Here is a 13,411-nt window from a genome sequence, read left to right as displayed (position 1 = left end):
TTAGTATAGTTATTAAATTTATTTTATAATTTTTTTCTGTTTAAAAGTAATGCAAGTATAAGAACCACTACAGAGGTTAAAGCTATGGTTCCTCCTGGAGCTAAATCAAATAGAGAAGCCAAGATTAAACCACTTAAAACATCTATAACCCCTATTATCATTGAGATAACAAGAGATTTAGTAAAGCCTTTCTTAAATTGCATTGCCGTAGCTGCTGGTATAACTATTATTGAAGATATAACTAGTATCCCCATAACTCTAATTGAAACAGAAATAGTAGCACCTACTATAATTGTAAAAATATAATTTATAAGTTTAGTGTTTATTCCTGCAACTTTAGCTCCTTCTTCATCAAAGGTAGTATAAACTAGTTTATTATATAATGAAAATATACCTATGAAACAAAGTAAGGAAACTACGGCTATAATTATTAAATCAGCTTTTGAAACTGTTAGTATGCTTCCAAATAAAAAAGAATTAACAGTTGTACTGGACTTACCGCTACTAACTAATATTAAGGCCAAACCTAAACTAAAAGTAAGTATAATAGACATAGATAATTCTGCATATTTCTTATAATAATTTCTTAATATTTCTATAAGTAATGCACAAATGGTAGTAAATACAAAGGCTGTTAAAAGAGGATTAAAACCAAAGACTAATCCAATGGCAACTCCAGCAAATGATGAGTGAGAAAGAGTATCCCCTATCATTGAATATCTCTTTAATACAAGAAAAAGTCCTATGCATGGGCATAGAAGAGATATTATAAATCCAGCCATAAATGCATTACGCATAAATTCAAATTGAAACATATTTTGTATAATAGACATGTTTTAAAGAGCCCTTTCTATATAAATTCATTATTCATTTTGTTAAGTTTTTTTATATATTCATCAGTTTTAAATAGATTAGCATGTGCATTTTTTAATTCAAGAATATATGATGAATATTTAAGAGATTTTCTTATATTGTGCTCAACGCATATAATAGTCATTTTTTTCTCTTTATTTAATTTATAAATAAGTTCATATATATCTTTTTGAGTTTTTTCATCTATTCCTGTGGATGGTTCATCTAGTATTAGTATATCTGGATGACCAATTAAGGCTCTTGCTATAAAAACTCTTTGTTGTTGACCACCAGAAAGAGAACCAATTAATCTATTTTTAAAATCTAACATATTAACAGCTGAAAGAACTCTGTCTATTTCACCTTTGTCTTTTATTTTTAGAGTTTTTAAATGTGTTTTTAATATTTCATAAACCGTAATGGAAAATTGGGAGTTGAAATTATCAACTTTTTGAGGAACATACCCAACGCTATTTAAATTTATTTCAATATTACCTTTAATAGGCTTTAAATATCCTAAAAGAAGTTTTAAAAGAGTAGTTTTAGAACTTCCATTTTCTCCTACTATTGAAATAAACTCATTTTTAGGCAAAGATAAGTTTATATCGTCAAGTTGATAAGGTTTTTTACCACTATAGGAAAAGGAAAGATTATTTATTTTTATCAAATCGTATCACTCCTAGTATAATTCTAAATAAATTATACATTGATTTTCAGGTAAGTGCAAATAATTTGCATTTTAAGTTAGTCTCTCAATTCTTTTTAAATTCCAAATAGAATTTTTGTTTTTTTTAAAGTAAGCATTGCAAGAAATCGACTTATGAGGCTTTTCGTAGCTCAGTCCATTAATTTGAACAACAGCTATATCTTCATCTAAAAATGATAGTTCGAAGTTTTGAATTGTTAAAAGACTATTTTCAATATTCCCTTTGGTGGTTAAATATTCAGTGGCGAAGTATAAATCTTTACACTTTTGTCTAACATAAATTTTATTAATAATAAAAGCACTTGAAAATATAATTATAAAAAATAAAGATATTACTAAAATTAGGCGTCTAAGTAAAAACTTATTCATAAAACTCACCTCTATATATAATGATATAGAAGTATATTACCATAATTTTACAAATGAATAAAGAGTAAAAATATTACATTATTTATATATGTCATATATACACTTGAAAATATAAAAAGAAAATTTATAATTAGTATATATGACAAAACAGGAAAGGATGAGATAGTATGGATTTTTCTTCATTAGTTATAATGGAAAAAGAGAAAGAAAGTGGAGCTATAAAAGGAGAATTAGGAAGTTATTCCGTTGGAGAAGGAACTAATTATGTTAAAAAATTATATTGTGTAGATGGAGATGTAAGTCTATTTTTTGATACTGATAAGGATGTTGAAGAATGGGAGTTTTCAGCAATATATGATCTATTTAATGTGGAGGCTCTTACTTCATTAGGATATATAGTAGAAGAGTTTGATGAAGAATATAATCCAACTTGGGTGGTTAAATTTAAGTTTGATGATGAACATGAGGAAATGAGAGCAATTTTAAATGAGGTTTGCTCAATAATAAATGAACAGATGAATAAGGTGTTTGAGGATATAAAAGGGAAAGAAGAAGATTATAAATAATATTTGAAAGGAGAATTATAATGAGTGAGGTTAAAAAGCTTAGAAGAAGAGAGGAAATTCCAGAAAGTGATAAGTGGAGAATTGATAAAATTTATGAAACTCCAACTCTTTGGAATGAGGAGTTAAATCAATTAAAAAATGAAGCTCCAAGATTAAAAGATTTTGAAGGAAAATTAGGAAATAAGGAAAGTTTAAAAGAATTTCTTGCATTAAGTGAAAAGTTAAGTAGAAAACTTGGAAAACTATATGTTTACGCACACATGAGAAGTCATGAGGATACATCTAACTCTGAAATGCAGACTCTAGTAAATAAAATAGATCCATATTCAGCAGAGTTTTCAAGTTATACTGCTTATTTTGTTCCAGAAATACTAAGTTTAAAAGAAGGAACAATTGAAGAATTTATAAAGGAAGATAAGGATTTAGAGAAATATAAAATATACTTTGAGATGATATTAAACGAAAAACCACATATATTATCAAAAGAAGTAGAGGCAGTTTTAGCATCTGTTTCAGATTGCTTGGGAGCAGCAGAAAGTATATACTCAATGCTTACTAATTCAGATATAACTTTCGGGGAGATAACTGATGAAAATGGTGCTAAAGTAGAATTAAGTGAAGGTAACTATAGTTCTTTCATAAAGAGTAAAAATAGAAAAGTAAGAGAAGAGGCATTTAAACTTTTATTTGGAACATATAAAAAGTATGAAAATACATTAGCAACAAGCTTAGCTAGTTCTATTAAAAATTTTGTTTTTGAAAGCAAAACAAGAAAATATAATAGTTCTTTAGAAGCTTCTTTAAAACCTAATAATATTCCAGTAGAGGTATATCATAATGCTTTAAATACTGTAGATGAAAATATTGAGGCTCTTCATAGATATGTTGGAATAAAGAAGAAACTACTTAATTTAGATGAGATGCACATGTATGATTTATATGTACCAGTTATAGAAGCTGAAAAAGAGCATTTAGAATATAAGGATGCTATAAAATTAGTTGAAGAAGGATTAAGACCTTTAGGAAAAGAATACTTAGATATATTTAATGAAGGAATAAATGAAGGTTGGATAGATGTATATGAAAATAAAGGTAAGAGAAGTGGTGCTTACTCATGGGGAACATACGATACTATGCCATATGTTCTTTTAAACTATAATTATGAGCTAAATGATGCTTCAACTTTAGCTCATGAAATGGGGCATTCAATACATTCTTACTATACTAGAAAAACACAACCTTATATATATGGAGATTATAGCCTTTTCTGTGCAGAGGTTGCATCAACAACAAATGAAATATTACTTATACATCATTTAATAGAAAATGAAAAAGATAAGAATAAAAAATTATATCTAATAAATCAAGAGTTAGAGCAAATAAGAACAACTGTATTTAGACAATTAATGTTTGCAGATTTTGAGCTTAAGACTCATGAGGCTATTGAAAATGGAGAAGCTCTTACTTCAGAAGAATTATGCAGAATGTGGAAAGATATAAATGTAAAATATTTTGGTGAAGATATGATTGTAGATGAAGAAATTTCTATAGAATGGGCTAGAATACCTCACTTCTATTCTGATTTCTATGTATATCAATATGCCACAGGATATGCAGCAGCAGCTTCCTTTGCAAATTCAATACTTACAGGAGGAGAAGAAGCTGTTGAAAAATATAAGAGTTTCTTAAAAGCTGGAGGATCAATGTATCCTATTGATACATTAAAAATGGCAGGAGTAGATATGACAACTTCTAAGCCACTTAAGGATACTTTAGACAGATTTAATGAGCTTTTAGATATGTTAGAAGAAATAATTTAGAAGATGAGGAGAGGCTATGAGTAGATTTGAGCAAGATTATTTTAATTTGCTAATAAATAATTATGGTTTTTATGTAGAAGATCTAAAAGGAGAAAATAATAAAGAATTATGGATAGCTATAAAAACTGTTAATAATGAAGGAAAGTATGCAGTTATAATATCTAAGTCTTATGAAGAAGATGAAAATTTTAAAATAGCAGAAGATTATTTAAAGAGTTTAGATAAACCTTATTCTCTTCATAATATAATTCTTTATAAAAACTATAATAGTACTGAAGGAGAGGAAGATGATTTTTCTATAGATAAGAATTATCATAGAATAATTGTTGATGCTCAAAAAAAGGAAATTTTAAAAAGTGATAGAAGCTCTGAGCCTCTAGTTAAAATATTAGAATTTTTATTAAAGAAGAAAGAAGAGTCTAAAATTCCGTGGTATAAGAAAATAAGATGTGGAAAAGTAACAGGTATTTTAATTGGTTTAAATATCTTAGCTTTTTTAACTTGTCTTATTGTAGCTACTGTTTTAGGAGCTGGCTTTTTCAAGAATTTGTTAAGTGTAAATCCACAGATTCTATACTTGATGGGTGCTAAGCATAATAATGCAATACTTCTACATGGAGAGTATTACAGATTAATAACATCTATGTTCTTACATGCTGGAATAATTCATCTTTTATTTAATATGTATGCTTTATATGTATTAGGTGATTTTATAGAACGAGTGTATGGAGCAAAAAAATACCTAGTTATTTATTTTGTGTCAGGAATAATAGCTGGTATATTTAGCTTGTATTTCTCTCCAGTTATGGGTGTTGGGGCTTCAGGAGCAATATTTGGACTTTTAGGTGCTGCCCTAGTTTTCGCTTATTATGAAAAAGATAGAATTGGTAAGGGGTTAGTGACCAATATAATAATCATTATATTATTAAATGTATTTATTGGGTTATCAATGACTAGCATAGATATATCAGCTCATTTTGGTGGATTTATAGGTGGAGCTATATTAGGTCTTTTCTTCCATAATTACAAAGTAATAAAAAATAAATAAAAATACAAAATCCTCTGTGAGTAAAACAGAGGATTTTTTGTATATAATATTTGGTTTGGAGTAATTAAAGTTTCTAATACAGTAGCTAGAAACAATTATTATTATACAGTGTTAAAAAAATAAGTCTAATTAATTCTATAAGTTTTACCAAGGTAAGTTATGGATGAAATCATTGTTTATTTGTAGTATTTTTAATATTAGACTATCCTTTAGAAGAATATTGATTTTTAGTTAGGCTTTAGATTCATTTAAAATCAAGACATGTTTAAAGCAGAGAACAATATCTAAAAGAACGTAGATAGATTATTTAGTAAATGGTACCCAGTGGAGAATTTACCTTTAAAATCATATGCAAATAAGATATACTAAAAGATGGTTAACTACTAAATAAATAGGGGGAGAAGTACTTTGCAAATTTCAAATATAGATATAAAATTAAGCGCAGATGATTTAATGAGTTTTATTAATGATTTTGTAAAAATAGAAGGGTTAGAAATAAAGAGTTTAAAAATAAATAATAAAATAGAAGTGGAAGGAGTATTTAAAAAGATTCTTGCACTTGGATTTAAAGCAACAATAGATGTTCTAGGCTTAGAAGGAGATAACTTAATTATTGAGTTTTCTAAGGCTAAACTTATGAGTGTTGGAATTTTAAAGCCTTTTAGAAAGATAGGACTTAAAATAGCTTTAAAAGGTTTTAAAAATCAAGGAATATTAGTAAAACAGGATAAAATACTTATAAGTTATAAAACAATGCTAGATAAGATACCTTTTTTAAATTTAAACTTTAAGGAGTTAAGAATTCAAGAAAATACTTTAAATGTAAATTTAGAAAAGGTAGATGTTGAACTTTCAAGATTAAAAGAGCCAATGGTAGAAATTGAGGTAAGAGAAGAAATTGAGCATGAGGAAAAAACTGATGACTACATTATGAGTATAGATGTAGAAAAGGTTGAGGATATGTACACAAGTAGTAGAGAATATGTAGTTAAACATATTCCAGAAAAAGCTAAGGATTATAAAGATTACATAATGTTTATACCAGATATAGTAGCTTTAATCTTTAGACTTTTAAAAGATAGCAGAGTTCCAGTTAAAACTAAAGCTGTAGTAGGAGCTTCTTTAGTTTATGTAAGTTGTCCTTTTGATATATTACCAGATAAAATACCTTTCATAGGGACATTAGATGATATAAGTGTTGTATTTTTTGCTTTAAATAGAATAATAAATGATGTAGATATAAATATTATTTTAGAAAATTGGCAAGGTAAAAATGAATTCGTAGTTATTTTAAGAAAAACTGTAGATTTCTTTAGTGGATTTACAGGAGCAAATAATTTAGATAATATATATGAAGTCATAGATTTAATAAGTAATTAGAAGGAGCGAAATAATGGCTAAAAAATATTATGCTATAGCAAAAGGAAAATCAGGGGTTTCTAAGATCGTTGAAACATGGCCTGAATGTCAGAAAGAGGTCATAGGATGTAAGGGAGCTAAATATAAAAGTTTCACTTCAATAGAAGAGGCAAAGAATTTTATTGCTATTCATGAAAATGGTGGAGTTTCTTTAGAAGTCAAAGGAAATGAAGAGGAAGTTAATGATGATTCTATTTATATCTATGTAGATGGTAGTTTTATGGTTCATAAAGAAAACTATTCTTATGGGTTTTTAGTTGTAAAAAACAATGAAGTTCTATTTAAGGATAATGGTGTTGGATATGACAAGGAAGCAGTAGCTTTAAGAAATGTTTCAGGTGAAGTTGAAGGTGCTATGAAAGCAACAGAATATGCTATAAAAAATGGGTATAAAGAAATAATACTTTGCTATGATTATCAAGGAATAGAAAGTTGGGCTTTAGGCACTTGGAAAAGAAATAATAGAATAACTCAAAATTATCATGAATTTATGCAAGAAAAATTTAAAGTTATAAATATTAAATTTAAAAAAATAAAAGGACATAGCGGAAATAAATTTAATGATATGGCAGATATACTTGCTAAAAAAGCATTAGAAAGTATTTAATGCTATGAATTACCTCTAATAAAAAGTTTTGATTTGACCAAACTAAATATGAAGTCATTATTATAAAGAGGTGATTGTTATGGCAAACAGATTGATGACTACTTTAGCCGTAGGTGCTATTGGAGCAGCAGTTGGTATGATGGTAACTCCAAACTTAGACAGAAGAACTCAAAGAGCTATTAAAAAAGCGACAAGAAGAGTGATGAATGCAGCAGAATCTATGGAATGGATGAAATAATACAGAAAAAGCAGCTATTAAGCTGCTTTTTTTGTATATTTATAGAAATTTTTTTATTTTGTAGAGAAATTTTTAATTATAATATATAATAATTTTAAAGAATATGCGTATATATTTAGAAATTAATAATAAGCATTACAAAAATTTAAATAGGTTATTAAAAATGTTAAAAAATACACAAAGGTATATAGAATTTTACAAAAATACTGAATAATTGACATAAAAACCTAAATTTATGATATAATTTAATTGGTTATGGATGTTAAAATAATAACAGTAAGAGGATGATTTAAGCTATGGAAATATTATCATTGGGAGAAAAAATAAAAAGAAGAAGAAAAGAATTAAATATGACTCTTAAGGAATTAGCAGGGGAGAGAATAACACCAGGACAGATAAGTTTGGTAGAGTCAGGAAGGTCAAACCCTTCGATGGATCTTTTAGAGTATATTGCAATTACATTAAATACTTCTGTTGAGTATTTAATGGAAACGGAGAAAACACAGGCAGAAAAAATATGTTTATATTATGAACAAATAGCAGAAGGTGCTATTTTAAATGATGATATAAAAAAGGGTGAGAAATTTATAGAATATGCAATCTATTATGCCGATAAATATGATTTGGTATATAGAAAGGCAAAGAACTTAGCCTTAAAGGCTGAGATATATTTAAAAAGAGAAGAATATGTTTTAGCACAGCAGTACTTCTTATCTGCAAATATGTTATTTTTACAAATAAATAGCAATGTAGATATGGTGAAGACATATTTAAATATAGCAAAAATAAGCTTACATTCAAAGGCGTACTATTCAGCTAATTCATACCTAAGAGAGGCTGAAAAGATATATATAAATAACAAATTAACAGAGGACTTGCTTTTAGGTGAAATATATTATTTAATTTCAAAAACATATTTCTTTATTGAAAACTTACCTAAGGCAATAAATTTTGCATTTCTAGCAAAAAGCGAATTTGAAAAAAGTTTACAACAAAAAGGCTTATGCTAAGAGCTTAGAGTTATTAGCAGAAGAGCATGCTAAAGTTGGAGACTTAGAAAGTGCTATAGCATATTCAAAACAAAGTCTTAATGTTTATAAGGAATTAGAACAATTAGACAAGATAAGTTCTATAGAAGATTCTTTAGGAAAATTATTCTTTGAATTTGATAACATAGAAGAATCTTTTGAACATTATAATAGAGCCATGAAAATAAGAGAAGAAAACACTGACTCTAAACTTTTAGATACTTTATTTAATTTATGTGAAAACCATATTAAGACAAAGAATATGACTAAATGCATAGAGATTCTTAATGAAATAAAGAATAAATTAAATATAAGTGATGTTAATAGGTTAATAGAATATAAGGTTCTGACTTTTAGAATAGAAGTATTACAAAATAATATAAAAGAGGCGGAAAATATTTTATTAGATACACTTGAAATTGCTAAGAGAAATGATATGAAAAAGAAAGAGGCTGACATATCTATAAGACTAGGTAAATTTTATCTAGAGCTTAAGAGAGATTATGAAGCAGCTAAGTACTTAGATAAAGGTATAAATAACTTGAAAAATTTAGGTGTAATTAAAAGTTAAGGTATAGGTGAGAGTGATGGATTTTTTATCTACTGGTGAGAAAATAAAAAGAGCTAGAATATATAAAGGGTTAACATTAAAGCAACTTTGTGAAGATGATATATCTATATCTAGAATGAGCTGCATAGAAAATGGAAAAGTAAAAGCAGATAGATGGGTACTAGAGCTAGTTGCTAAAAGATTAAATTTAGATTTAGATTATCTTTTGTGTGATGATATAACTCAATTAAACAACTCAATTGAAAAATATGTTGGAAAGAAAATTTTAACAGAGAACGAAGCAAATGAAATTAAGGAGTATTTAGAGTATTCTTTAAGTAGGGAATATGATGAAATCTCAGCAAAACTTATGCATATTTTATTTATGAATTATACAAATCTTAGAGATTTCAGAAAAGCAAAAGAATTATTAAATGAATATTCAAGCATATATGAAAGCAATAGAAATAATAAAAGAGTATATTATGAAGATTTAGCTTTATATTTTACTGTAAGAAAAAACTTTGCAGATGCAATAACATATTATAATATGCTTTTAGACTTTTTGTTAAAAGATGGAATAGAAAAGAAGAATGAAGTTTATATAAAAAATGCTACAGCTTTAGCTATATGTAATTATAGAGTGGGACAAATAGAAAAGAGTAGTGAAATATTAAGAGACATTTTCTCAATTGAAGGTATTGATATAAATAATAAATACTTAGGTGAGGCACAAGGAGTCTTAGCTACTATAGCTTTATTAAATAAAAATATTGAGGAATTTGAAAAAAATTATAATCAATACAAAGATAAAGTCGATTGTAAAGCTTATAATTGGAAAAGAATAAATAGTCTTATTATAGATGCTTTTTTAAAGAATGGTAACTATGAAGAAGCACAAAAGCTTACAGAAGAGTCTATAAATAAGATTGATACAGAAGATAAAATAGGATATATAGAACTTCTATTATTCATAATAAATGTTTATAATGCAAATGAATGCATAGAAAGTATAAAAGAATACTGTGAATTATCCTTAGAGTTATCAATAAATAAGAACAACATGTTTTTTATAGAAAGAAGCTATTATTTTAAAGCCAAATTAAGTAAAAAGGAGAGAAATGATATGCAATGGGAAATGTATATGAATTTAGCGACAGATCTTTTACTTAAGTTTGGTACATATGAAGAAAAGAGAGAAAGATACTTAGAGATGGCGGATCTTTATCATTACTTAGATGATACTAATGAGGCTTTAAAATATCTAAGCTTTGCTATAAAGGAAGTTGATAATTTATATTAATATAAAATAAGGAGTTATATCAAAAATTAGTAATACACCTTACAAACATATTCTGAGAATTATTAGATTTCGCTAAGAATTTATAATCATTATTCCGAAGATATTACTAAAGCTTCGAAACTTGCTTCATTTCGAACAGTCTCAGCTTTTTAACGTAATATCTTCTTCATAATAATTTAAATTCTAAAGTTCATCTAGATATTCTCTTCATACTGTTTGTAAAGTGTATAAAAAGTTAATTTGATATGACTCTTAATTTTATTTAAAATAGAAAAAGAGCTAGGATTTTAAATCCTAGCTCTTTTCATATATATATTTAATCTCTATAAAATAAGTCCATTGTTTGTTGTAAAAAACTTAATTTGCAATTAAAACAGTTTAAATTGATCGGTCTAAAAAATTTTTTTAGCCTTGCCATAAAAAAATACCTTCTTTCATATCTTCTCTTTTCTTCTATAGTTATATTATATACCTATTTCCTCAATAAAATAATTTGCATGTATGTTTAAAAAAATGTACAAATGTAAGGAAAGTTTTTTAGGAAAATTTTTGAAAAAGGCAAAAAAGTACTCTTTTTTCATGGTTATTATACAATATTAAACTTTTTTAAGTATAAATAATTCAGCACAATATCCTTGGAGAGTTGTTTGAATGTTTAAAATTGTATTTTTTTTAGAGTATTCAAACTCTATTTTAGGATAAGATGCTTGAAATAATATATCCTTCTCTTCTTTTCTTAATCTTTTAGGTTTTCCCATTGAAAGCCAATAGTTAAATGAAGAGCCAAAGTTTTCTCCTATGGTATATTTAGTTATTCTAACATCACTATCTAAATCAAGTAGATTTAAGGAAAGCTTTTTATCTACTAGGTCTTTTATTCCTCTTAATTTAGTAAAGTTTTTAAAGTCTATAAGAGAATTAATTTCATCATTATATGTGTATATAAGAAGTTGATACTCATCTTCTGACTTAGTTAGTATATATCCATCTCCTTTATAAAGAAGGGTATCTCCAAGTTTGCTTAAGAAGTAATATGCATAATAAGAAGGTTTTTTAATTCCTTTATCATTAACCATGGCTGGATATCCAAAGAAAACTTCATTTGTAATATCAATTTGTCTATCTAAGGCATCAAAAGCTTTTATAAAATTTAATTTGCTTCCGGAATTTACTGTGTTGTGAATTATAAATGGAAGCATATAAGCAGTATCATATATTAAGTCTATTTTGTTATTAGGATTATATAGATTATCTACCAAAGTTAAATCTTTAGATTCAAATAATTCTATCAAAGAATTTTTGAGATCTTGATTAAATGTAGAAGTAAATTGGAATTTTAAATCTGTTAATTCAAAACTCTCTACTTCGCTGAAAAAGTCTATAAATGAATTTATAACATCTAAGAAGTTATCTTTAGAATATCCAGAATCATCTAAAACAATTAGAGGTATTAAATCCAAAGAAGATATATACTCAAAAATATCAAGGGTTCTAGTCCAGTTGAAAAATTTTGAACCAGGGAATATTCCCATATCAGATGAGAATACATGAAGAAGTCGTATATAGTTATATCCTATATGTTCTTGTAGATCTTCAACAATATCTTGATTATCTTCTAAAAGTAAGTCGAAGGCATCTCCAACGTTAAGCACTTCTTTAAAGTATTTATTAAATTCAGTACCTTCAATATTCATATTAAAAGTAAGTTTATGAATCTTATCTTCATAGTTAAACCTAGGATAATCGTCTAAATAGTAAGACAGTTCATTAAGACTTTCTTCTAAAGGATAATAAGTTATTTCTTTCTGCTTATTATACTCTTCTTCACTTATTTTATGTTTCTTTCTAAATTGCAAAGGGGTACAATTATAATAAGCTTTAAAGTGCTTATTGAAATAACGAGTGTGTGAAAATCCTATTTCATAAGAAATTTCAGAAAGTGATTTATCACTATCTAAAAGAAGCTTCACTGATTCTTCAACTCTGGTCAAGTTAAGGAGATCTGTAAAGCTTAACCCAGTTGCATATTTAATTTCATGAGAAAGATAATGGGTGCTAAGAAATTCTGTATTTGCAATATCTTTTAAAGTTATATTTTTATTATAGTTATTGTATATATACTTTGAAATTCTATGATATCTTTCTAATAACATGTTATTTTCATGTATTTCCTCATTATCATATAAAAGATAATGGAAGTTGTTTAAAAGGTGAAATAAAAGCTCTACTAAGGATTTTTCAATATATTTATCATAATCATCTACTTTTTGAGCTTCTTCACATAAAATAATTGATAAAAATACTCTAAGTTTATCATAAGATTCATCACTTTGAGCACCTTCATCAGAGGTGTTTGTATAAAAGAACATATTTTCTATATCACTATAATATTTTTCAAAAAAATGAGGATCTATTTTAAATATTAAAACTCTATTATCTTCATTAGAGTAAATTCTATGAGTTTGTTCTGTATTTACTATTTCAATTTCATCTTCTAGTATTTCATAACTGTCAGTATCTATATCTACTTGGATGCTACCTTTAAGTACATACAGTATTTCGATTGCATCATGCCAATGCAAGGGATAGTTTTTTATGTTTGCATAAGATATTGTTACTGGAATGTCTGAAGGGTAGTTCACATATTCTTTTCTCACTTAAAAAACTCCTTTATATAATAAGTTGAGACTAAGAGATTAGAAAACATATTAAGTTCTAAAAATTTAGTCTTATTTATATAATTCTAAATAGTTTTTCAATTTATTATTGAAAAAAATTAGAAATTATTTAGTAAATTTTAGATAAAAGTATTTATAGTATTATTATATCTCAATAAAAAATAAAAATAAAATTTCGTTAAATAATGTTATGTTTTCAGTTGATAAAAGTATAGGTATGATTTAAT

11 protein-coding genes and 1 pseudogene are annotated in these 13,411 nt (G+C 26.4%); 8 read left to right on the top strand and 4 right to left on the bottom strand.

All coding sequences use genetic code 11. The annotated features are described in order from the left end of the window. Window positions 1–23 precede the first annotated feature (23 nt). The 3 genes from AC2JAQ_RS09425 to AC2JAQ_RS09415 all read right to left on the bottom strand — a co-directional run bounded on the left by AC2JAQ_RS09425 (window position 24) and on the right by AC2JAQ_RS09415 (window position 1,927). Entirely contained in the window at window positions 24–833 is an 810-nt protein-coding gene (locus AC2JAQ_RS09425) for a metal ABC transporter permease (RefSeq protein ID WP_488456217.1), read from the bottom strand. Between the two features lie 17 nt (window positions 834–850). Beyond that, the gene (locus tag AC2JAQ_RS09420; RefSeq protein ID WP_488456216.1) at window positions 851–1,519 is read right to left on the bottom strand and encodes a metal ABC transporter ATP-binding protein; all 669 of its coding nucleotides are present in this window, start codon (window positions 1,517–1,519) and stop codon (window positions 851–853) included. A gap of 72 nt (window positions 1,520–1,591) precedes the next feature. Continuing rightward, the gene (locus AC2JAQ_RS09415; protein ID WP_488456215.1) at window positions 1,592–1,927 is read right to left on the bottom strand and encodes a hypothetical protein; all 336 of its coding nucleotides are present in this window, start codon (window positions 1,925–1,927) and stop codon (window positions 1,592–1,594) included. Between the two features lie 167 nt (window positions 1,928–2,094). Here AC2JAQ_RS09415 and AC2JAQ_RS09410 point away from each other — a divergent pair, with 167 nt between their 5' ends. From AC2JAQ_RS09410 to AC2JAQ_RS09375, 8 genes and pseudogenes are all read left to right on the top strand, one after another. After that, a complete protein-coding gene (locus AC2JAQ_RS09410) occupies window positions 2,095–2,493 on the top strand; it encodes a DUF6762 family protein (protein ID WP_488456214.1) in 399 nt (132 codons plus the stop codon). Window positions 2,494–2,513: 20 nt separating this feature from the next. Beyond that, window positions 2,514–4,313: an oligoendopeptidase F gene (gene pepF, locus AC2JAQ_RS09405; protein WP_488456213.1), complete on the top strand. Its 1,800-nt coding sequence runs from the start codon at window positions 2,514–2,516 to the stop codon at window positions 4,311–4,313. 16 nt (window positions 4,314–4,329) lie between these two features. Beyond that, complete coding sequence (locus AC2JAQ_RS09400) at window positions 4,330–5,361, top strand: rhomboid family intramembrane serine protease (protein WP_488456212.1); 1,032 nt, start codon at window positions 4,330–4,332, stop codon at window positions 5,359–5,361. 408 nt (window positions 5,362–5,769) lie between these two features. Next, window positions 5,770–6,741, top strand: coding sequence for a YkvA family protein (locus AC2JAQ_RS09395; RefSeq protein WP_488456211.1), 972 nt, complete (start codon window positions 5,770–5,772; stop codon window positions 6,739–6,741). Between the two features lie 13 nt (window positions 6,742–6,754). Next, window positions 6,755–7,387 carry a ribonuclease H1 domain-containing protein gene (locus AC2JAQ_RS09390; protein ID WP_488456210.1) on the top strand — a complete coding sequence of 211 codons (633 nt, stop codon included), beginning with the start codon at window positions 6,755–6,757 and terminating at the stop codon, window positions 7,385–7,387. A gap of 79 nt (window positions 7,388–7,466) precedes the next feature. Further along, window positions 7,467–7,625 carry a YtxH domain-containing protein gene (locus AC2JAQ_RS09385; protein WP_488456209.1) on the top strand — a complete coding sequence of 53 codons (159 nt, stop codon included), beginning with the start codon at window positions 7,467–7,469 and terminating at the stop codon, window positions 7,623–7,625. 296 nt (window positions 7,626–7,921) lie between these two features. Further along, window positions 7,922–9,224, top strand: a pseudogene (locus AC2JAQ_RS09380) (helix-turn-helix domain-containing protein). Between the two features lie 16 nt (window positions 9,225–9,240). Further along, entirely contained in the window at window positions 9,241–10,506 is a 1,266-nt protein-coding gene (locus tag AC2JAQ_RS09375) for a helix-turn-helix domain-containing protein (protein WP_488456208.1), read from the top strand. A gap of 596 nt (window positions 10,507–11,102) precedes the next feature. Here AC2JAQ_RS09375 and AC2JAQ_RS09370 read toward each other — a convergent pair. Next, the gene (locus AC2JAQ_RS09370) at window positions 11,103–13,163 is read right to left on the bottom strand and encodes a helix-turn-helix domain-containing protein (protein ID WP_488456207.1); all 2,061 of its coding nucleotides are present in this window, start codon (window positions 13,161–13,163) and stop codon (window positions 11,103–11,105) included. Window positions 13,164–13,411: the final 248 nt, after the last annotated feature.

It is taken from the genome of Clostridium sp. LIBA-8553 (assembly GCF_057782465.1).
Note: the sequence above shows the minus strand (reverse complement) of the source record. Positions and strands in the feature narration are given on the sequence as shown.